Raw genomic sequence first — 22,043 nt, forward strand, 5'->3', positions numbered from 1 at the left:
CGACCGACCCACTCCGCGGGGAGCGCCCTCACACGGGCGTGCGGGCCAGCCGTTCCGACAGCCGCGCCGCGATCTCGCGCTCGTCACCGGTCACGAGCCGGTGGTCGCGGACGACCACCCGCCCACCGACGACGACGTGCCGCGGGCGCCGCCCCGGGGACGCCCAGAGCAGCCCCGCGACCGGGTCGGCGACCCCCGCGTCCGCCACCCCGGAGACGTCCCACACGCACAGGTCCCCCGCCGTCCCGTCGCCGAGGTGCCCGAGCTCCGGCCGCCCGAGCCCCGCCGCGGACCCCTCGGTGGTCATGCCGAGCACCTGCCGCGCGGGGAGCTGCGGCCCGACGAGCGCCGACACCTGCATCGCCAGCCGTGCGTCCGCGAGCAGGTGCCCCGCGTCGTTGCTGCCGCCGCCGCTCGTCCCGAGGCCGACCGGGACCCCGGCCGCCGCGAGCGCCGCGACCGGGGCGATCCCCCACCCCATGGGCACGTCGCACCCCGGTGCGTGCGTCGCGGACACCCCGGCCGCGGCCAGCCGTGCGACCTCGTCGGCGGTCACGTCGCACAGGTGCGCGATCGTGACGTCGGGGGCGAGCCACCCCCACTCCTCGAGCAGGTCGATCGGCCGCCGCCCGTACCGCTCGAGCGCGATCGCGGTGTCGACCTGCTCGTTCGCCTGGGTCCGCCGTCGGAGTCCGTGCCGGGCGGCGACCTCGCCGAGCGCCCGGAAGGTCGCCTCACCGTCGGAGTGCACACCGGCCGGGCCCACGGCCACCTGCAGGCCCCCGTCCGGGTCGACCCCGCCGACCGCCTGCTCGTGCAGCAACCGCGCGGCGATCGCGTCCGCCGACGCAGCAGGACGCTCCGGGTCGTCGCGCGCCGAGCCCCGCACGAACACGAGACGCCCGCCGAGTCCGCGGACGGCGTCGACCGTCGCCGCGGCGAGCGCCACGGTGTCGTCGGTGGTCGCGTCCGCGGGCCAGTTCAGGTGGTGGTCGGCGATCGTCGTGACGCCGGACAGGAGGCCCTCCGCGGCCCCGGCGGACGCGGCCAGTCCGTACAGCTCGGGATCGTGCCCCACCCGGCCGTACGCGCCGGCCATCGTCGGGAGCCACTCCGCCATCGGCACGGCACGCGTCCCGGGCAGGGTGCGGAAGGCGGTCTGCAGCAGGTGGTGGTGGGCGTTCACGAGGCCGGCGGTGACGACGCAGCCCGAGGCGTCGAGGGTCGTCGCGAGGTCGCTGCCGTCGTCGAGGACCACGTCGCCCTCCCGTTCGGTGCGGGGGTCGACGAGGACGCGGCGGGCACCGGTGACGGTCAGCATGCGTCGGTTCTAGCAGCCGACTGTTTCCGCGGCGTGACGGAGGAACCGGCCGTGCCGGAGGAACCGGCCGTGCCGGAGGAACCGGCCGTGCCGGTCTCGGGTGCGGGAGCACCCGGCGGATCGCACTCCGCGCTCCATCGGTGGTCCTGGATGTGGAATACCGGCCGATCGGCTCGCCCGTGTGTACGCTCGGCCTGGGGAACGATCCGGGGGGGGACATGAGCGACATCGAGTTCGACGACGGCGCCGCGAAGCGGTTGATCGCAGCGGCCGACGCCGGCGACGATCGCCTCCGCGGTCAGGGCGGGACGAGGGCAGCCGCGGCGGAGGACGCGCTCTGGAACTTCGAGGGCGCCTACTCCCAGCGCTTCCTCGAAGCCGTGCAGGTCGAGGCGGCGGACCGCGCCCGCCTCGCACGACAGCTCGCGTCGTTGTCCGACCAGGTCAGCGCCGTCGCGGCCGCGGCCTTCCGCGAGCGCGAACGTCTGGCGGACCTCGCGTCGTGGAACCAGCGTGAGCAGCACCGTCAGGACGCTGCGGCCGCCGATCCGCTCCGCGCGCTCGGCATCCCGCCGAGCACGTTCCCGGACCCGCGCCCGTCGACGACACCGGTGGTGCCGCCGGAGGTCTCGGTCTCCTTCACGGCGCGTCAGCGCGAGCGCACCGGGACGGGGACGAGCGGCGGACGCAGCTCGGCCGTCCCGGAGAACCTCCGACGGTTCGCACAGACCACCAGGGCCTCCGACCGAGCGGCGTCGACCGCCGTCGGCGACGTCCGTCGAGCGTGGCACGCCTTCGTCGGGTCGTGCGGCTGGGCCCGGATCGGCAGCACGACACTCCTGTCCGGTGCGGAGGCGTACCTGCGCGAGAACGACGGGGACGCCGCGTGGACGGAGCGCGTGGCCGCGGCCTTCGAGCGCGCAGGGAGCGCCGGCTCGCTGTCGAACGCCACGCTCGACGTCGCCGTGTCGGACGACGTCCCGGCTGCCGTGCAGCGCCTCACGGCCGACGGGCTGACCCCGACCGAGGTGAACGCACTCTGGAACGCCTTCGGCTTCTCCCCGGAGCGCCGCTCCGACCTGGAGTCGGTGCCGGTCACCGCCCTCGCCGCACTCGGGAACCTCGAGGGCGTGCCGTACTGGGCCCGGGACACCGCCAACCGCGTCGTGCTGCGCGAGCGCCTGGCGGCGGCCCGCACCGGCGACGATCCGGTCGAACTGGCCGCACTGCAGAACATCGACAAGGCACTCCGCGGGGCGGTGGACGACTGGCCGCGGTCACTCACGACGCTGTCCGCCGACGTGCCCCCGCTCGCGGCGGTCTCGATCGGTGACCTCGACACCGCTGCGAACGTCACGTGGACGGTACCCGGGATGGGGACGACCTCGGCGGACACGGTCGGTTGGGCGAACGCCTCCCAGAACCTCGCCGAGCAGCAGGCCCGGACCACGGGTCGGACCGACAACGCCGTGCTCGCGTGGATCGGGTACGCACCACCGCCGGTCCCGGACGCCGAGAACCGTGACCTCGGGGTGCTCGGCAACCGCTCGGCCACCGAGGGCGCACCGCACCTCGTCGACAGCATCCACGGTCTCGACGCGGTCCGGGCGGGGGACGTGCCGCACACCAACGTCGTCGCCCACTCGTACGGGTCGACGACCGCCGCGATCGCCCTCGACCGCGAGGACGTGCACGTGGACACCCTGACGACGATCGGCTCCGCCGGCATCCCGGGGAGCGTGCGTGACGCCGCCGACCTGAGCGCCGACCACGTGTACGCCGGCCAGGCGCGCAAGGCGTACCCGTGGGACGACGACGGCCCGCGGGGCGACCAGTGGGCCTGGCTCGGTCGGGAAGGCAGCCGCCGGAAGGACCCGACCGACGCGGACTTCGGCGCCACCGTGTTCGAGGTCGACGACGGCGGATCGGGCAACCCGGTGCTCGACCACGGCGTCCACACGAAGGACGACCGGGGGTACCTGGACAAGGGCACCGAGTCGCTCAAGAACGTCGCACGGACCTCCACCGGACAGGGAGACCGTGTGAGCCGACCCACGGAAGAAGAGGAAGCCTGGTGAGTCGATCATGATCCGACCGGTCCCCGTGCGGAATGCCGCCCGACTGAGTGTCCGACCGCACCACCTCGCCAGGGCGGTGGTCACGGTCCTGACGATGGCCCTGTTGACCGGATGCGCAGGAGGAGAACCCATGGAGCCCGACCAGACCCAGCAGCCCACCGTCTCGCCGGACGAGGCGAAGCGATCCGTCGTCGACGTCGTCGACCGGACCGCGAGCCTCGTCGACGGCGACTGGGAGGTCCTCAGCGGGCCGAGGCTCGGGCTCTGCCCGGGATCGGACGGCTCCGGCGACGCCGACGACCCGGGCGGCGTCACGTGGGTGTACGTGAAGCAACGGCCGGGGTCCGACGACCCGAAGGAGGACCTCCGCAAGGTCGAGTCCCTCTGGCAGAGCATGGGGATCACGACGAAGCGGTACCGCAGCGGTGGCGACGACCCTGACCTCGGGCTGACCGGGCGCGGCGGTCCGGTCAGCAGCATCGACTTCCTCGCGTCCTCCGCGGGCGGCTACAGCATCGACGGCGAGTCGCAGTGCGCCGACGGCGACTACGGCGACCTGGCCACGGGGAGCCCGACCCCCTGACCGGCACCGCCGGGCGCGCGGGCAGGGACGCCGGCGCACGGCACCGCCGGGCGCGCGAGCGGAGACGCCGGCGCACGGCACCGCCGGGCGCGCGAGCGGAGACGCCGGCGCCCGGCACCGCCCGGCACCGCCCGGCGCAGGGACGGCTCCGCCGTTCCGACCACCCCACCGACACCCTCCGGGAAACCCCGTGGTGACGCCCGCGAAACACGCGGACCCTACGGTCCAGGCATGACGACGACCCTGATCCGTGCCGGCTGGGTGCTCACCGCAGCGCCCGACGACTCCCCCACCCCCGCTGCGATCCGCGACGGCGCCGTCCTGCTCGACGGGGACCGCATCGCCGCCGTGGGCACCTTCGCCGAGCTGTCCGCCGCCCACCCCGACGCACCGGTCCGCGGGGGCGCGTACGACGTCGTCACCCCGGGCTTTGTCAACACGCACGGGCACTTCAGCGAGGGCCTCGTCACGGGCATCGGCTCGCAGTACACGCTGTGGGAGTGGTTGACGGCGCTGATCAGCCGCGTCAACCCGGTGATGACCCGCGAGAAGGCGTACGCCGGCACGGTGCTGCAGGGCATCCAGCTGCTCCGGAGCGGTGTCACGACGGCGAACGACATGTTCTGCGCGGACCCGGTGCCCGACGAGCCCGCGACCCCCGGTGTCGTGCAGGCGCTCGAGGACCTCGGCCTGCGCGGCGTCGTGTCGTTCGGTTCCGGGGACGTCGACCGGGACTTCGGCGCGACCCCGATCCTCGAGGAGTTCGAGGCGCTGCGCGAGGCGGCGGACGCCAGCCGCTACAGCACCTTCCGGGTCGGGGTGTCGTCGATCGGCCGCTACACCGACGACACCTGGCAGGAGCACGTCGACTACGCGGTCGCGGGCGGCCACGGCGTGCACGTGCACTTCCACGAGGTGCGCGAGGAGGTCACGGCGGCCCGGCAGCGCACCGGCCGGACGGCGATCGGGCACGCCGAGGCGACGGGCATGTTCCAGGTGCCCGTGATCGCGGCGCACAGCGTCTGGGTGGACCGCGAGGACCGGGAGCGCTACGCCACGAACGGCGTCGGTGTCGCCCACAACCCGGTCGCGAACGGCATCCTGGCGAGCGGCATCGCTCCGGTCGCGGAGCTCCGTGCCCTCGGCGTCCCGGTCGGCATCGGGGTCGACGGCCCGGCCTCGAACGACTCGCAGGACTTCCTGCAGGCGATGAAGACCGCCGCGCTGCTCGCTCGGGTCCGGGACCTGCAGGCGACGGCGATGAGCGCCCGCGAGGCGTTCGAGATGGGCACCATCGGCGGCGCCCGTGCGCTCCGCATGGACACCGAGATCGGGTCGCTCGAGCCCGGCAAGCGCGCGGACGTCGTCGTCTTCGACGGCGACTCCCCGGCCCTGGCGAACGTGCACGACCCCTACCAGGCGGTCGTCTTCGTCGCCGGCAGCCGCGAGGTCCGCGACGTCTGGGTCGACGGCGAGCTGAGCCTGGCCGACCACGACGTCACGAAGGTCGACGTGCGCGAGGCCGTGGCGCGTGCCCGACCGCTCGCCCGGCAGCTGGTCGCCGAGGCGGGGCTCGAGCGCCTGTCGGCGCTCACCGGCGGCCCGCTCGACGACACCGAGCGTCCGTAGCGGCGGCGACCGCCCGACGGTCGCACCACGGGACGGACGGGAGGCGCGGCACCCGTCGTGCGCCGCGCCTCCCGTTCGTCCCGACCCGGCTCAGCGGCCGGTCACAGCTCCAGGACGAGGCGCGGGCACCCGCGCCGGGCACGGGAGACGCAGACCATCATGGTGCGGTCGTCGGCCTGCTCCTCCGGGCTGAGCACGGTGTCGCGGTGCTCGACCGCGCCCTCGAGCACCGGGGTCTCGCAGGTGCCGCACGTGCCCTCGCGGCACGAGGACAGGACGAACGCGCCGGCCTCCTCGGCGACCTCGAGCAGGGTGCGGTCGGCCGGGACCGTCACGGTGACGCCGGTCACGGTCAGCTCGACCTCGAACGGCTCGCCCGGGGCGTCGACGGCGTCCGCCGGTTCGAAGCGCTCGACCCGGACGCTGCCGGCCGGCCAGTGCGCGGCCGCGGCCTCGACGGCGTCCATCAGTGCCCGCGGGCCGCAGCAGTACACGACGGCGTCCCGCGGCTCGGCGAGGAGCGCGGGGACGTCGAGCCGGACGCCCTCGTCCGCCGCGGCCACGGTGACCCGGTCGGGGTGCGCGGCGACGAGGTCGTCGACGAAGGCCATCCGGTCGCGGGTGCGGCCCGCGTAGTGGAGCTCCCACGGCGTCCCGGAACGCTCGGCGGCGTCGATCATCGCGGCGAGCGGCGTGATGCCGATGCCCCCGGCGACGAACACGGCGGGGCGGCCGGGGTCGAACCCGAAGTGGTTGCGCGGCCCACCGACGAGCACCTCGGTCCCGACCGCGAGCGCGTCGTGCACGGCCGCCGATCCGCCGCGGCCGTCGGGTTCCCGGAGGACCGCGATCCGCCAGTGCCCCGCGCGGGTGGCCCCGACGAGCGAGTACTGCCGCTCGGTGCCCGGCGTGACCTCGAGGTCGAGGTGCGCCCCGGGCTCCCAGTCGGGCAGCGGGGTGTCCCCCGTGGCCGCGAGGTCGAGCGCGACGACGTCGGTCGCGACCTCGCGGCGTGCGGCGACGCGCAGCCGCAGGCGCTCGGGGACGGCGGTCACGCGACACCCCCGACCCGCGGGGTCTCCTTGACCACGAGCATGTGGAAGCGTCCGCCGTCGGCGCTGCACCAGCGGTGTGCGGTGCCGCCCCGGTGGTAGACGGAGTCACCTGGCCCGAGGCGGATCGGCTCCTGGCCGCGCAGGTCGAGCAGCACGTGGCCGGAGAGCACGGTGAGGAACTCGTCCTCGCCGTGCTCGAAGTACTCGCCGAGGTCGGTGTGCTCGCCGGTCCACTCGAGCGGCTCGAAGGCGTGCGGTCCGGCGTGCACGAGGAGCCGCGCCTCGCCGTCGGAGGAGGGTCCGCGAGCACCCTCCCCGGCCCGCAGCACCTCGGGCGCACCGCCGTCGTGGCCGCCGTGCTCCGGGGCACCGGCGGCGAGCAGTGCGACCTGGGTCGTGCCGAGCGCCGCCGCGATCTTCTCGAGCGAGACCATGCTCGCCCGGGAGTGCCCGCGTTCGACCTGGCTGAGGAAGGGGTGCGACAAGCCGGTGGCGGCGGCGACCTGCACGAGGGTCAGGCCCGCGGCCCGGCGCCGGGCGCGGATCTGCTCGCCGATCCGACGGGTCTGCGCGTCGACGACCCGGTCGGCGTCGGGACGGGAGTCGGTGCCCGCCCCGTCGGCGGTGGTGTCGGTGCTCGCCCCGTCGGCGGTCATGCTGGTGCGGGTCCCCGGGCTCACGCGTGCTCCTGTCGTTCCGGTTCGTTCCGGTCCGGGACGGCTGTCACACACGGCAACCGCCGCGAAACGTGAGGGAAACAGAGCCGCCCTAGCATCGGAGATGTTGATGCGATCAACATTCTCACACTTCCCCGGGAGGCGCCATGGGCTCGACAGCACCACGACCGGTCGCCCTGCTGCGGGACGCCCTGCTGGCCGACGGACACCGCGTCGACGTCGCGATCGCAGGCGACACGGTCGTGGCCGTCGCCCCGGCGGGCAGCCTCCACGCCCTCGCCGAGGACACGCTCGACCTCGGCGGACGGCTGCTCCTCACCGCTCCCGCCGAGCCGCACGCGCACCTCGACAAGGCCCTCAGTGCCGACGTGATCCGGCCGCCGCTCGGGGACCTCGGTGCCGCGATCGCCTCGTGGTCGGCGCACGCCACGACCATGACCGTGGACGAGATCGCCGACCGGGCGCGCACCGCCGCCCTGGCCCTGCTCGCCGCCGGGACCACCGCCGTCCGCAGCCACGTCGACGTCCTGAGCGGTCGCCGCACGGCCGACGACGCCCCCGCGTCCACCGAGTCCGCCGTGCGCGGTGCACGGGCGCTCGTCCGGGTCCGCGACGAGCTCGCCGGGCTCGTGGACATCGAGCTCGTCGCCCTGGCCGGACCGCTCGCGCCCGACCACCACGTCGAGGCCGTCCTGGCCTGCGGCGTCGACCTGGTCGGCGGCGCGCCGCACCTGGCGGCGGACCCGCTCGCCGACGTGGACCGGCTGCTCGCGCTGGCCGACCGGCACGGCGTCGGGGTCGACCTGCACACCGACGAGAACCTCGACGGCCCGCTCACGCTCGACCACTTCGCCCGCGCGGTCAGCGCACGCCGGGGTGCCCACGCCGGCACGGGCGAGCGCGACGGCAGGACCTGGACCGCCGGCCACTGCGTGCGGCTCGGCACCCTGGGCCCCGAGCGTCTGGCCGAGGTCGTCACCGACGTCGCCGCCGCCGACCTCGGGATCGTGACGCTGCCGATCACGAACCTCTACCTGCAGGGCTGGCAGCACCCGGTGTCCACGCCCCGCGGACTGACCGCGATCCAGGCCCTCACTGCGGCCGGGGTCCGCGTGGCCGCCGGCGCCGACAACGTCCGCGACCCGTTCAACCCGGTGGGCCGCAGCGACGCGCTCGAGACGGCGTCCCTCCTCGTGACCGCGGGCCACGTGACGCCGGACCAGGCGTACGCGATGGTGAGCGACACCGCCCGGAGCGTGATGGGCCTCCCGGCCGCCGGTCCCGTCCCCGGACGGCGAGCCGACCTGCTGGCGGTCGCCGCGACCAGCGTCACCGACGCCGTCGCGAACGCGCCGGCGGACCGCATCGTCCTGTCCCGTGGGCGACTCGTCGCCCGCACCGAGGTGCACACCACGATCGCCGCTCCCGCGTCCGCGGCCGCACCCGCGTCCGCGGCCGCACCGACACCGGCAGCCGTGCCGGCCTGACCGCGCACGGCACCGCGCCGCGCACCCACCCGACCCGACCCCGCCCCCGCGCCCCACCGAGAACCCGAGGTGACCGTGACCACCACCGCCCCACCGCCCGTCACCGCGACGGACACCCTGCTCGACTTCCGCGACGTCGAGATGACCTTCCCGAACGGCACGGTCGCGCTGCAGGGCGTCGACCTGACCGTCGACCGCGGCCAGTTCGTGTCCGTCGTCGGTCCCTCCGGCTGCGGCAAGTCGACCCTGCTCCGCATCGCCTCCGGCCTCGAGTCGGCGTCCCACGGCACGGCCGGCGTGGCGACCGACCGGATCGGGTACGTGTTCCAGGACGCCACGCTCCTGCCGTGGCGCTCGGTGCAGGGCAACGTCGAGCTGCTCGCCGAGCTCGGACACGTGCCGAGGGCCGAGCGGGCCGCGAAGGCCGCCCGGGCCATCGACCTCGTCGGACTGAACGGCTTCGAGTCGAACCTGCCGAAGCAGCTGTCGGGCGGCATGCGGATGCGCGTCTCGCTCGCCCGGTCGCTCACGCTCGACCCGGAGCTGTTCCTGTTCGACGAACCGTTCGGCGCCCTCGACGAGATCACCCGCGAGCGCCTCAACGACGAACTCCTCCGGCTGTTCGTGGAGCAGCGGTTCGCCGGCCTGTTCATCACCCACTCGGTCTCCGAGGCGGTCTACCTGTCCACCGAGGTCATCGTGATGTCCGGTCGTCCCGGCAGCATCGTCGGCCGGTTCGACGTCCCGTTCCCGATGCCCCGCGACCCCGACATCCGCTTCACCCCCGAGTTCGCCGAACTGGTCGGCGAGGTCTCGCACGCGCTCCGGGAAGGACACCGCTGATGGTCACCCTGCAGGAGGTCTCCGAGGCCCGCGCCGTCCGCGCGGCAGCCCGGCGCGGCGCCGCTCGCCCGCGTCGCACCGCCACGTGGTGGCCGCCGCTCGTCGTCCTCGCCGTGCTCGTCGGCATCTGGTACGCGGCTGCGGCCTACTACGACCACGTCCGGGGACTGGCGTTCCTGGTGCCGTACCCGCACCTCGTGGCGAAGGCGATCGTCGCGCCGACGATGCCGGACGGGTCGCCGTCGACGTTCGGCTCCGACCTGTGGTCCGCCCTCGGCCGCACCACCGTGGTGTCGCTCGTCGGGCTCGGCGTCGCGATCGTGATCGGCGTCGCCTGGGCGATGGCGATGGCGCAGGCGAAGTGGCTCGAGCGCTCGCTCTACCCGTACGCCGTGGTGCTGCAGTGCGTGCCGATCCTGGCGCTCGTCCCGCTCATCGGCGCCCTGTTCGGCTACGAGTTCGCCAGCCGGGTCATCGTCACCGTGATGATCGCGCTGTTCCCGATGGTGTCGAACACGCTGTTCGGCCTGCAGTCCGCCGACCGGGCGCAGCGGGAGCTGTTCCGCCTGCAGCAGGCCGGCCGGTTCGCCCAGCTCGTGAAGCTGCAGGTCCCGGCCGCCCTGCCGTCGATCTTCGTCGGCCTGCGCACCTCCGCGGGTCTGAGCGTCATCGGCGCGATCGTCGGCGACCAGTTCTTCCAACGCGGCAACCCCGGTCTCGGCGTCCTCATCCAGGTCACCGCCTCGCGGCTGATGGGCCCGGAGCTCTACGCGACCATCATCATCGCCTCGCTCTACGGCGTCGCCGTCTTCCTCGTGTTCGGGCTGGTCGGCCGCCTCGCGGTCGGTCGGTGGCACGACTTCAGCTGACCGACCCACGGTCCCCCGCTCCGCCCGCGGAGCACCTGCCCCACCCCTGCCCCACCCGACCCCCAGCACCACGAGACCCGCACCACGAACGGAGCCTCCATGCGCACCACCACCCGACTCGGCGTCGCGACCGCCGCCCTCGCCGCGACCGCCATCGCCCTCACCGGGTGCGCCGCCGGCTCGTCCGGCAGCAGCACGAGCACCGCCAGCGCGAAGGCCGCCACCGGCCCCGCCGTCGACCTGTCCTCCGCCTGCCCCGCGAAGATCGTCGTGCAGACCGACTGGAACCCCGAGGGCGAGCACGGGCACCTGTACGAGATGCTCGGGCCGAACCCGACGATCGACGCCTCCGGCAAGACCGTGACGGGCGACCTGTACGCCAACGGGAAGTCGACGGGCGTGCAGCTCGAGATCCGCGCCGGCGGCCCGGCGATCGGCTACACCAAGGTCGCCTCGCAGATGTACCAGGACAAGTCGATCACCCTCGGCTACATGTCGACGGACGAGCAGGTGCAGTTCTCCGGCAACCTGCCCACCACGGCCGTCTTCGCCGAGAACGACCAGTCCCCGATGTCGATCATGTGGGACCCGGCGACGTACCCGAAGGTCGACAGCATCGCGAGCCTCGGCAAGGCGCTCGAGAAGGACGGCGGCGTCGTCCGCTACTTCAACGGTGCCGCGTACATGACCTACCTCGAGCAGTCCGGCGTCCTGCCGAAGAGCGTCCTCGACGGCAGCTACGACGGCACCCCGGCGAAGTTCGTCTCCGCGGGCGGCAAGGACGCCCAGCAGGGCTTCGCGACCGCCGAGCCGTACATCTACCAGAACCAGGTCGCGGCCTGGGGCAAGAAGGTCGACTACGCGCTCGTCTCGAGCACCGGCTGGAACCCCTACCCCGAGGCGATGAGCGTCCGGACCGGCGACCTGGCGAAGCTGACGCCGTGCCTCAAGGCGCTCGTGCCCGTCATGCAGCAGGCGGACGTCGACTACCTGAAGGCCCCGCAGGCCACGAACGACCTCATCACGAAGCTCGTGCAGCAGTACAACAACGGCTGGACGTACGACGCGAAGGTCGGCGCGTTCGCGGCGAGCCAGATGGTGAAGCTCGGGCTCGCGAAGGACACCGACGGCTACATCGGCTCGATGGACGAGCAGCGCATGCAGGACTTCATCGCGAAGGCGACCCCCGTCTTCGCCGGTACCGGTGACGTGAAGAGCGACCTGAAGCCGTCCGACCTGTACACGAACGAGTTCCTCGACAAGACGATCGGGCTCGGCGACTGACGCGGGTCGGCCGAGCCGACCGCACGGAGCCGACCGACTGCCGGACGGGAGGCGCGGAGCACGCCCGCCCCGCGCCTCCCGTCCGCCGTTCCCGCACCACCCACCCCACAGGAGTGAGCATGACCACCGTCACCCCCGCCTCCACCACCGTCTCCCCCGCCGCCCTGGCGGCGCTCCACGCCGACCTCGTCGCGCTCCTCGGCGAGCGCGGCGTGAGCGCCGACGAACGCACCCGCACCCGCGCCTCCGTCGACGAGGCGACCATGAGCCCGATCCTCAGCGCCCAGCTGCCCCTCGGCCTGGCCGACCTGGTCGCGTACCCGGCGTCGGCCGACGACGTCGCCGCCACCCTGCGGGCGGCCGTCCGGCACGGCGTCCCCGTCACCACCCGCGGCAAGGGCACCGGCAACTACGGACAGGGCATCCCGCTGCACGGCGGGCTCGTGCTCGACACCTCGCGGGCCCGCGCCGTCGTCGAGGTCGGCGACGGCTGGGTCACGGCCGAGGCCGGCGCGTCCATGGTCGCGCTCGAGCAGGCCGCGGCGGCCACCGGGCAGCAGCTCTGGATGTACCCCTCGACCGCGCAGTCCACGATCGGCGGGTTCCTGTCCGGCGGCTCCGGCGGTACGGGGTCGATCGCGCACGGCTCGAACTGGCAGGGCTTCGTCACCGCGCTCGACGTCGCGCTCCCGGGCTCGGACGAGCTGCTGCACGTCGAGGGCGACGAGGCGCAGCCCTTCGTGCACACGTACGGCACGGCCGGGGTCATCGCACGGGCGACCGTCCGGCTCGAGCCGCTGCAGGAGTGGCGTGCCGTGTACGCGGCGTTCCCGACGTTCGAGCACGCGCTCGTCGCCGTGCGGACGCTCCGCGGACTCGACCCGGTGCCGCGGCTCGTCAGCGCCGACCGGCCCGAGGTCGCGGCGGCCCTGCCGTCGGACGCCGCGATCCCGGACGACCGTGCGAGCCTGCGCGCGATCATCGACGACGCCGTGCTCGACCAGGCCAGAGAGCTCATCGAGCTCGCCGGCGGGACCGTCGAGGACGTCCGCGAAGGCCTGCAGCAGACCACCAAGGTGTCGATGCTGTCGTACAACCACCCGATCTGGTGGCTCAAGCGGAACACCCCCGACACCGAGTACTTCCACGTCGAGGTCGGCGGTGAGGCGCTGATCGACCGGATCGCCGAGGTCGAGGCGGTGTACCCGGGCGGCATGCTCCACATCGAGGCGGCCCACGTCGGTCCGATCGGCATGCTCACGGCGCCGTACACCGGGGCGGAGGACGTCTACGCGGGCTACCCGGTGCTCCGCGAGCTGGGCGTCCGGGTGCACAGCCCGCACCAGTACTACGTCGACCACGGCGTGGAGGAGCTCGTGGCGCTCAAGCAGCGAACCGACCCCGAGGGGCTGCTCAACCCGGGCCACGTGATCGACCCGTCGCTCGTGGTCAGCGGGGGCTCGACCGCCTCCGCGCAGCCGGTCGTCCCGGGGTTCGGCAAGTGAGCGGCACGCGCAGGCTCGCCGAGCTGTCCGGTCCCGCGGTCGCCGCGGGGTTCACGGCGGACACGATCGTCGTGCAGCCCACCGGCGCCGTCGAGCACCACGGACCGCACCTGCCGCTGCTCACCGACTTCCTCCTCGCCGACCACATCGGCGGTGCGGCGGTCGAACAGGCCGCGGCGGAGGGCCTCGACGTCTGGCAGCTGCCGACCCTGGCGTTCACGAAGTCCGACGAGCACAGCTGGGCGCCCGGCACCGTGTGGCTCGACGCGTCGACGATGTTCGAGACGGTCGTGCAGATCGGCCGCGCGGTCGCCCTCACCGGCGCCGGCACGCTCGTGTTCGCGAACGGCCACGGCGGCAACGTGGCGCTCCTGCAGGTCGCCCTGCGCGAGATCCGGAAGCGGTACGGCCTGAAGACCTTCCTCATGCCGACCCTCACCCGGGTGCCCGGGCCGGACGGCGAGGACGCCGACGAGCGCGGCCTCGGCATCCACGGCGGCGCTGCGGAGACGTCGATGATCCTGCACCTGCGGCCGGACCTGGTCGACACCACCCTCGCCGAGCGGTGGGTCCCCGACCACCTCGCCGACTTCGAGAAGATCGCGTTCAACGGTGGCCCGGTGTCGTTCGGGTGGCTGTCGGACGACTTCGGACCGGCCGGCGTGGTCGGGGACGCGAGCCGCGCCTCCGCCTCGTACGGCGCCGCGCTGTGGGAGCACTCCCTGGCCGAGGCGGTCGCGTCGCTGCACGAGATCGCCCGGTTCGACCCCGCGCCGCCGGCCTGAGCGCGGCCGTCGCGAGCGCGCCGCACCACCGCACCACCGCACCACCGCACCACGATCGGAGCACCGTGACCCCGTCACCGACCACGACCGACCTGCACCTCGGATCGACCCCGTCCGACGTTCTCTGGGGCCGCCTGCCCGCCCGGACCGACACCCCGGCGCTGACCGTGCGCCCCGGGGCCGTCGTCACGGTGGACACCCTGAGCCACGAGGGCGTCCTCGAGGACCAGGGCTCCGACCCCGTGGCGTTCTTCGGGCGGCACGGGGTGGCCCGCGCCGACGTGCTCGACGACGCCGTGGCGGTCGCGCGCGAGCTGCGACGCGGCCCCGACGACGGCCCGCACGTGGTGTCGCGGCCGATCGCGGTCGACGGCGCCGAGCCGGGCGACGTCGTCTCGGTGACGGTGCTCGCGGCGGACCCGCGCGTGCCGTACGGCGTCGTGTCGAACCGGCACGGGCACGGCGCCCTGCCCGGCGAGCTGCCGCGCGCCGAGGAGACCGTGTCGGTGTTCGCCGACGTCGTGCAGCGTGACGGTGTGGACGTCGGCAGGCTCCCCGCCGTCGAGGGCGGACCGCGCGTCGTCACCTTCCCGCTGCGGCCCTTCCCCGGCATCGTCGGGGTCACCCCGGACAGCGACGAGCGGGCGCACTCGGTGCCGCCCGGGCCGCACGGCGGCAACCTCGACATCGCCCTGCTCACCGCCGGGGCGACCCTGCACCTGCCGGTCCTCGTGCCGGGCGCGGGGGTGTACGTCGGCGACCCGCACTTCGCGCAGGGCGACGGCGAGGTCGCGCTGACGGCGCTGGAGGCCTCGCTCCGGCTGGTGCTCCGGATCGACCTGGTCCCGCGGGCCGAGGCGCTGCGGCGGTTCGGCGAGCTCGTCGGTCCCCTCGCCGAGACGACGGAGCACCTCGTGCCCACGGGACTCGACCACGACCTCGACGAGGCCGTGCGGCGCTGCGTCCGGGCCGCGATCGCGCTGCTCCGGGCGCGCTGGGGCGTCGACGAGCACCTGGCGTACGCGTACCTCAGCGCCGCGACCGACTTCCGGATCTCGCAGGTGGTCGACCTGGTGTGCGGCTCGCACGCGATGATCCGCAAGGCCGACTTCGCCGGGCTCGACCGGTGACCACCGACCAGGGCCGACCGGTGACCACCGACCAGGGCCGACCGGTGACCACCGACCAGGGCCGACCGGTGGCCGCCGACCAGGGCCGACCGGTGACCACCGACCCGGGCCGACCGGTGACCACCGTCGCGGCCACCTGGCCGGACGGACTCGAACGGGCCTGGACGGCGTACGAGGCCGCCCTCGCCCGGGACGACACCGCCGTGCTCGACGACCTGTTCGAGCCCGGCCCGGACACCCTGCGCGGCGACGACGCCGGACTGCTCCGCGGGCACGACGCGATCAGCGCCTTCCGGTCCGCCCGCGGCGGTGTCGCGCCCCGCACGATCACGTCGGTCGAGGTGCGCCCCCTCGCCGAGGACGTCGTGCTCGTCGTCGGCGTCTCGGCGTTCGACGGCGGCGGGAACGGACTGCAGACCCAGGTCTGGCGGCGGACGGCGGGCCGCTGGCGGATCAGCGCCGCGCACGTCACCGGCCGACCGAGGGCCCTCGACCGGTCGGTCTGGCGGGTCGTCGGCGACCCCCTCGTCCGCGGTGCCTCGGCCGACCGCGACCGGGCCGACCGCGACCGGGCCGACCGCGACCGGGCCGACGGCAGCGGGGACCGTGGCGGCGCCGCACCCCGTCCGCTCACCGGGGTGCGCGTCGCGGTGAAGGACCTGTTCGCGGTCGCGGGGCACGTGGTCGGCGCCGGCAACCCGACCCGGGAGCGGTCGGCCCCGACCTGCGCCGAGCACGCCCCGGCGGTCCGGGCACTGCTCGACGCGGGGGCCGACATCGCCGGCATCGCCAGGACCGACGAGTTCGCGTACGCCCTCGCCGGGCGCAACGCGCACTTCGGGTCACCGCCGAACGGCGCCGACCCGGCCCGCATCGGTGGCGGCTCGACCTCGGGGTCGGCGTCGGCCGTCGCCCTCGGGCAGGCCGACCTCGGGCTCGGCACCGACACGGCCGGCAGCCTGCGCGTGCCGTCGTCGTACCAGGGGCTCTGGGGCATCCGGACGACGCACGGCGCGGTGTCCCGCGACGGCCTGCTGCCCCTCGCGCAGTCGTTCGACACGGTCGGCTGGGTGGCGCGGTCCGCGGGGGTCCTCGCCGACGCCCTGGACGTCTCCGCGCCCGCGTCGGACACCGCCGTCGACGACGGGTCGCTGCTCGTGTCGGACGCCCTGCTCGACGCCGCCGACCCCGCGACCGCACGGGCCTTCGCCGCCTGGGCCGACGGCACCCGCCGGCCGCTGCGTCCCGTCGCGCTCCCGGACCTCGACGACCTCGCCGAGACCCTGCGGGTCGTGCAGGCCGCCGAGGCGTGGCGGAACCACGGCCGGTGGGTCACGGAGCACCCCGGCGCGCTCGGCACGGACGTCGCCGAACGCTTCGCCGCGGCCGCCGCCGTGACCGCCGAGGAGGAAGCAGCGGCCCGCGCCCGGTTGCCGGAGTTGCGCGACCGCGTGCGCGAGGCGGTGGGACCGGGTGTGCTGTGCCTCCCGACCGTGCCCGGGCCGGCCCCGCTGTGGACCGCGACCGGACCCGACGTCCTGGCCACGCGCCGGGCGACCCTGCGGATGACGGCCGTCGCCGGGATCGGCGGCCTGCCCGCCGTGAGCGCGCCCCTGCTCCGGGTCGACGGGGCGCCGGTCGGCGTGTGCCTGGTCGGGGCCGCGGGGTCCGACCGCGCCGTGCTGGCCCTGGCGGCGACCCTCGCCGGGGCCGCCTGACGGACGACCGCCTGCCCGCCGGGGTACGCGGTTGTCCGCCGACGCACCGACTGTCGTCGACGACGCCCGGGTCTACCGTCGGTCCCGGGCGGCAACGGGGCCGTCCACGACGGATCGAGCATCATGCAACGACGGATGAGCAAGCTCCTCGCGACCATCACGGCGGTCGGGCTGGTCGGTGCCCTCGCACCGGCCCTGCAGGCACAGGCCGCGGTCACGACGAGCGACACCCCGGACCTCGGGAGCAACGTCAAGGTCTACAGCCCCTCGACACCGACCTCGACCATCCAGGCCGACGTCGACGCCGCGTTCAGCTCGCAGCTCCGCAGCACCACCGCGCAGTTCGGGTCGCAGCGGTACGCCTTCCTGTTCAAGCCGGGCAGCTACGGCCGGGTCTGGGCGAACCTCGGCTTCTACACGTCGGTCGCGGGTCTCGGGAAGAACCCCGACGACGTCACGATCAGCGGCGCGGTCAACGTCGACTCGGGCTGGAACGCCGGCGACGAGAAGAACGCCACGCAGAACTTCTGGCGCTCGGTCGAGAACCTGGCGATCGTGCCCGAGGGCGGCACCGACCGCTGGGCCGTGTCCCAGGCCGCGCCGATGCGCCGCGTGCACGTCAAGGGCAACCTGACGATGGGCCCGTCGAACCAGGACGGCGGCCAGGGCTACTCGTCCGGCGGCTACATCGCGGACACGAAGGTCGACGGCACCGTCACCTCGGGGTCGCAGCAGCAGTGGTACACGCGCAACTCCACGCTCGGCTCGTGGCAGGGCGGCAACTGGAACATGACGTTCTCGGGCGTGCAGGGCGCACCGGCGAACGACTTCTCGAAGAGCTACACGACCCTGTCCACCACGCCGACGACCCGCGAGAAGCCGTACCTGTGGGTCGACTCGTCGAACAAGTACCACGTGTTCGTCCCGTCGCTGCGGCAGGACTCGTCCGGCGTCACCTGGCCGAACACCGGCGGCACCGACCTCCCGATGCGGAACTTCTACGTCGCTCACCCGGGCGACTCCGCGGCCACGATCAACAGCGCGCTGGCCCAGGGCCTGAACCTGTTCTTCACGCCGGGCACCTACCGACTGGACGCCGCGCTGAACGTCACGCGTGCGGACACCGTCGTGACGGGCATCGGGTTCCCCACGCTCGTGCCGACGGCCGGCAACGCGGTCCTGACCTCGAACGACGTCGCCGGCGTGAACGTGTCGAACCTCGTGGTGGACGCGGGACCGCAGAACAGCGCGCAGTTGGTCCGACTCGGCACGAGCGGTTCGCACGTCGACCACGCGGCCGACCCGCAGAGCATCCAGGACGTCTTCTTCCGCGTCGGCTCGAGCATCCAGGGCAAGGCGACGACGACGCTGCAGGTCAACGCCGACGACACCCTCGTCGACCACATCTGGGCCTGGCGCGCCGACCACGGCGGAGCGGCCACGGGCTGGACGGTCAACACCGGCGCGACCGGCGTCGAGGTGAACGGCAACGACGTCCTCGCGACCGGCCTCTTCGTCGAGCACTACCAGCAGTACGAGGTGCTCTGGAACGGGAACAACGGGAGGACGATCTTCTTCCAGAACGAGATGCCGTACGACGTGCCGGACAACGCCTCGTGGCAGAGCCCGACCGGAGCCGGGTACGCGGCGTACAAGGTCGCGTCGACCGTCACGAAGCACGAGATCTGGGGCGGTGGCGTCTACTGCTTCTTCAACACCAACCCCGCGGTGCACGCCGACCGGGCGTTCGAGGTCCCGCAGACGGCCGGGGTGCGGGCACACGGCCTGGTCACGGTGTCCCTCGGTGACGTCGGCACGATCTCGAGCGTCATCAACGGGGTCGGTGGGCCCGTCCCGACGCCGGCGGGCAACACCGCGCCGAACCGGGTGGCGTCCTACAACTGACCCGATCCGGGGCGACCGGGGGCGGGGCCGACGCGGGTGGGAGCCGCGGCGGCCCCGCCCGCGCGTGCGCTCGATCGTGCGTGTCCGTCGGGGCACACGCACCGTCAGCCCACCGGGACGCGCCGTCGGTAGCGTCCGCAGGGTGACCGACACCCCACGGACCCGCCTGGTCCTCCCCGGGCAGTACGGGCCGCTGTTCGACGACGGCGGCCCCGCCCTCGTGGTCGAGGCCCGGGAGTTCTTCGCCGCCCGACCGATGCACCGCGCGAAGGCCCACCTGTGGCTGAGCGCCCTGCGCCACCGGGTCCGCGAGCTCGGCGACCGCGCCGAGCACGTGCAGGTCGAGACCCTCGAGGAGGCCCTGGTCGGCCGGGACGACCTGGACGTGGTCGATCCGCCGTCCCGGACGCTCCGCGCGCAGGTCCGGCACTGGGGCCGGGGCACCGAGGTCCTGCCGAGCCGGGGCTTCATCACCGACGAGGCCGAGTTCGCCGAGTGGGCGGCGCAGGGCACCGGGCGCTTCCGGATGGAGACCCACTACGAGCGGGTCCGCCGCCGCGAGGGCTGGCTCATGCAGTCGGACGCGCCGCTCGGCGGGAAGTTCAGCCTCGACGAGCAGAACCGCCAGCCGCCGCCGAAGGGTGCGACGACCCTCGGCCTGCCCGACCCGTGGTGGCCGACCGAGGACGAGGTCGACGACGAGGTGCGGCACGACCTCGACCGGTGGGAGCGCGACGGACTCGTGCGCTTCGTCGGCAAGGACGACACCCGGCGCTTCGCGGTCACGGCCGACGAGGCCCGCGCCGCCCTCGACGACTTCGTGCAGGTGCGGCTCGGCGACTTCGGTCCGTTCGAGGACGCCACGCTCACGAACGACTGGACGATGGCGCACTCGCTCCTCAGCGTGCCGATGAACCTCGGCGTGCTCGACCCGTTCGAGGTCGTCGAGGCCGCACTCGCCGCGTACCGCGACCACGACGCCCCGCTCGCGAGCGTCGAGGGCTTCGTCCGCCAGGTCGCCGGTTGGCGCGACTACGTGTGGCACCTCTACTGGTGGTTCGGCGACGACTACGGTGCGACCGAGAACGCCCTCGACGCCACCGCGCGCCTGCCCCGGTGGTGGCGGGAGCTCGACGCCTCCGAGGTCGATGCGGTCTGCCTGAGCACGGCGATGGAGGGGCTGCACGACCACGGGTGGCTGCACCACATCCAGCGCCTCATGGTGCTCGGCAACTTCGCCCTGCAGCGCGGCTACGACCCCGTGCACCTGACCGAGTGGTTCACCGACGTGTTCGTCGACGGCACCGACTGGGTGATGCCCGCGAACATCATCGGGATGTCGCAGCACGCCGACGGCGGCATGGTCGCGACGAAGCCGTACGCGTCCGGCGGGCGCTACATCGACCGGATGTCCGACCACTGCGGCGGGTGCCGGTACGACCCGACGAAGCGGGTCGGCGAGGACGCCTGCCCCTTCACGGCCGGCTACTGGGCGTTCCTCGCGCGCACCGAGCCGGCGCTGCGGGACAACCCCCGCATGATGCGGCCCCTGCAGCAGATGCGGAAGCTCGCCGACCTGGACGAGGTGGTCGCACAGGAGGCGCGGCGCGGGACGCCCTGACGGCGTCGGTCCCAGGGTGGTCGGCACCGGCCGGGAGGCGCGGGGCTGGCCCGCCCCGCGCCTCCCGTCCGGTGCCGGGTCGCGCCCCGTCGACGGAGCAGACGACGTCGGCTCGCGCCCGTCCACCCGACGGTTCCTGCTCCGTCCGCGGAGGGAGGCGGCCGCGCGAGCCGCCCCGGTAGGGTCGGGAACGTGAGCAACGATGCATTCGACGACCGCTACGAGCTGCGCGAGTTCGCGCCCGGTACGGACGAGCAGGGGGCACCGGACGCCGTGACCGACGCGTGGATGCACGCCGTCGGGCTCGGCTTCCACGAGCCGCACCCGGACGCTGAGGGCGCCGCGCGGATGGTGGCGAACATGGTCGCCGACGACGAGACCTTCCTCGGGGTGTACGTCCGCGAGCCCCTGCCCGGCTCGGTGGACGCGACGTGGCCCGCTGGCACGTTCACCTGGTTCCGCAAGGCCCTGAGCTGGGGCGACGGCGCGACCATCGACACCCAGGCGATCTCCGCCGTGACCGTCCGACCGACCGAACGTCGGCGCGGGATCCTCCGCCGGATGATGACGCACGCCCTCGAGCGCGGCGTCGCCGAGGGGTACGCGGTCGCGTCGCTGACCGCCTCCGAGGGCACCATCTACCGGCGCTTCGGCTTCGGCTGCGCGATCCGCGAGCGCGCGGTGCGTGTCCGTCGCGCACGGGCGCTCCCGTTGCTCGCACCGACGAGCGGCCGGGTGTCGGTCGTCACGCCGGAGTGGCTGGACGAGGGCACCGCCCGCGCCGTGTTCGACCGGTTCGACGCCCGCACCCCGGGGTCGATGGTGCGGAACGCCGGCACCTGGCCGATCGTCCTCGGGCTCCGGAACGGCGACGGCTCCCCCGCGAAGGACGTCCGCGGCGCCGTGCACCGCCCCGACGACTCGGACGAGGTCGACGGCTACGTGACCTGGCGCGTCAAGGAGGGCTCGGGCCGCGACCAGGACACCGTGCTCGAGGTCGTCGACCTGGTCTACGCGACCGACGAGGCGTACCTGTCGCTCTGGGAGTTCCTGCTCTCGATCGACCTGAACGACGTGGTGCGGTACAGCCGCTCGCGCCTGGACGACCCGATCGTCGCGGCCATCGGCGACAACCGCGCGTACGACGTCGACCACGAGGAGGACCACGTCTGGCTCCGCGTGCTCGACGTCGCGGCGGTGCTGTCCGCGCGGCCGTTCGCGGTCGACGGCTCGCTGACCCTCGCCGTGTCCGACGCGATGGGCTTCGCGGCGGGCACGTACCGGCTCGACGTCGTGGACGGCCGCGGCACGGTGACCCGCACGGCGGACGAGCCGCGCGACGACGCCGACCTGCAGATGGACGTCGCGGAGCTCGGCGCGGTCCTCATCGGCTCGGTCTCGCCGCGGACGCTCGCGGCGGCCGGGCTCGTGCGGGCCACGGGCCCGGCGGCGGTGACGCGCTTCGCGGCGATGCTGACCCCGGTGCGCACGCCGCACGGCATCACGTACTTCTGATCGGCGCGGGGGCAGTCCCCTGCACTGCGAACAACCGG

General features: G+C 74.1%; 17 protein-coding genes. 14 read left to right on the plus strand and 3 right to left on the minus strand.

Features of this window, described 5'->3' with window-relative positions:
- Positions 1–28: 28 nt before the first annotated feature.
- Positions 29–1,321 (minus strand): amidohydrolase family protein, encoded by a 1,293-nt coding sequence (locus QOL15_RS12390; RefSeq protein WP_071247924.1) that lies wholly within the window; start codon positions 1,319–1,321, stop codon positions 29–31.
- Between the two features lie 218 nt (positions 1,322–1,539).
- On the opposite strand from QOL15_RS12390, the gene QOL15_RS12395 reads away from it, so the two are divergent.
- The 3 genes from QOL15_RS12395 to QOL15_RS12405 all read left to right on the plus strand — a co-directional run bounded on the left by QOL15_RS12395 (position 1,540) and on the right by QOL15_RS12405 (position 5,611).
- Positions 1,540–3,399 carry an alpha/beta hydrolase gene (locus QOL15_RS12395; protein ID WP_071247921.1) on the plus strand — a complete coding sequence of 620 codons (1,860 nt, stop codon included), beginning with the start codon at positions 1,540–1,542 and terminating at the stop codon, positions 3,397–3,399.
- Between the two features lie 130 nt (positions 3,400–3,529).
- A complete protein-coding gene (locus tag QOL15_RS12400) occupies positions 3,530–3,982 on the plus strand; it encodes a hypothetical protein (RefSeq protein WP_065965116.1) in 453 nt (150 codons plus the stop codon).
- A 231-nt stretch (positions 3,983–4,213) separates the two neighbouring features.
- Complete coding sequence (locus QOL15_RS12405) at positions 4,214–5,611, plus strand: amidohydrolase family protein (protein WP_065965079.1); 1,398 nt, start codon at positions 4,214–4,216, stop codon at positions 5,609–5,611.
- A 101-nt stretch (positions 5,612–5,712) separates the two neighbouring features.
- On the opposite strand, the gene QOL15_RS12410 is transcribed toward QOL15_RS12405, so the two are convergent.
- Positions 5,713–6,666 carry a PDR/VanB family oxidoreductase gene (locus QOL15_RS12410; protein WP_071247913.1) on the minus strand — a complete coding sequence of 318 codons (954 nt, stop codon included), beginning with the start codon at positions 6,664–6,666 and terminating at the stop codon, positions 5,713–5,715.
- The gene (locus tag QOL15_RS12415) at positions 6,663–7,346 is read right to left on the minus strand and encodes a helix-turn-helix domain-containing protein (RefSeq protein WP_254784132.1); all 684 of its coding nucleotides are present in this window, start codon (positions 7,344–7,346) and stop codon (positions 6,663–6,665) included. The genes QOL15_RS12410 and QOL15_RS12415 overlap by 4 nt, the downstream gene beginning before the upstream one ends.
- A 143-nt stretch (positions 7,347–7,489) precedes the next feature.
- Here QOL15_RS12415 and QOL15_RS12420 point away from each other — a divergent pair, with 143 nt between their 5' ends.
- The 11 genes from QOL15_RS12420 to QOL15_RS12470 all read left to right on the plus strand — a co-directional run bounded on the left by QOL15_RS12420 (position 7,490) and on the right by QOL15_RS12470 (position 22,005).
- The gene (locus QOL15_RS12420) at positions 7,490–8,830 is read left to right on the plus strand and encodes a cytosine deaminase (RefSeq protein ID WP_071247910.1); all 1,341 of its coding nucleotides are present in this window, start codon (positions 7,490–7,492) and stop codon (positions 8,828–8,830) included.
- Positions 8,831–8,905: 75 nt separating this feature from the next.
- On the plus strand, positions 8,906–9,673 hold the full coding sequence (locus QOL15_RS12425) for an ABC transporter ATP-binding protein (protein ID WP_254780130.1): 768 nt from the start codon (positions 8,906–8,908) through the stop codon (positions 9,671–9,673).
- Positions 9,673–10,542: an ABC transporter permease gene (locus QOL15_RS12430; protein WP_071247904.1), complete on the plus strand. Its 870-nt coding sequence runs from the start codon at positions 9,673–9,675 to the stop codon at positions 10,540–10,542. The genes QOL15_RS12425 and QOL15_RS12430 overlap by 1 nt, the downstream gene beginning before the upstream one ends.
- A 99-nt stretch (positions 10,543–10,641) precedes the next feature.
- On the plus strand, positions 10,642–11,826 hold the full coding sequence (locus QOL15_RS12435) for a nitrate ABC transporter substrate-binding protein (protein ID WP_071247901.1): 1,185 nt from the start codon (positions 10,642–10,644) through the stop codon (positions 11,824–11,826).
- Between the two features lie 119 nt (positions 11,827–11,945).
- The gene (locus QOL15_RS12440; protein WP_071247898.1) at positions 11,946–13,331 is read left to right on the plus strand and encodes an FAD-binding oxidoreductase; all 1,386 of its coding nucleotides are present in this window, start codon (positions 11,946–11,948) and stop codon (positions 13,329–13,331) included.
- Complete coding sequence (locus QOL15_RS12445; RefSeq protein WP_071247894.1) at positions 13,328–14,116, plus strand: creatininase family protein; 789 nt, start codon at positions 13,328–13,330, stop codon at positions 14,114–14,116. Before QOL15_RS12440 ends, QOL15_RS12445 begins: the two co-directional genes overlap by 4 nt.
- Positions 14,117–14,181: 65 nt before the next feature.
- Positions 14,182–15,246, plus strand: a complete 1,065-nt coding sequence (locus tag QOL15_RS12450) for an acetamidase/formamidase family protein (RefSeq protein WP_071247890.1) — start codon at positions 14,182–14,184, stop codon at positions 15,244–15,246.
- The gene (locus QOL15_RS12455; protein WP_305404482.1) at positions 15,243–16,964 is read left to right on the plus strand and encodes an AtzH-like domain-containing protein; all 1,722 of its coding nucleotides are present in this window, start codon (positions 15,243–15,245) and stop codon (positions 16,962–16,964) included. The genes QOL15_RS12450 and QOL15_RS12455 overlap by 4 nt, the downstream gene beginning before the upstream one ends.
- Before the next feature lie 135 nt (positions 16,965–17,099).
- On the plus strand, positions 17,100–18,869 hold the full coding sequence (locus QOL15_RS12460; protein WP_071247887.1) for a hypothetical protein: 1,770 nt from the start codon (positions 17,100–17,102) through the stop codon (positions 18,867–18,869).
- Between the two features lie 142 nt (positions 18,870–19,011).
- Complete coding sequence (locus tag QOL15_RS12465; RefSeq protein WP_071247883.1) at positions 19,012–20,490, plus strand: cryptochrome/photolyase family protein; 1,479 nt, start codon at positions 19,012–19,014, stop codon at positions 20,488–20,490.
- A 192-nt stretch (positions 20,491–20,682) separates the two neighbouring features.
- A complete protein-coding gene (locus QOL15_RS12470) occupies positions 20,683–22,005 on the plus strand; it encodes a GNAT family N-acetyltransferase (RefSeq protein WP_071247877.1) in 1,323 nt (440 codons plus the stop codon).
- Positions 22,006–22,043 lie beyond the last annotated feature (38 nt).

The organism is Curtobacterium sp. MCBA15_012 (genome assembly GCF_001864935.2).
GTDB lineage: Bacteria > Actinomycetota > Actinomycetes > Actinomycetales > Microbacteriaceae > Curtobacterium.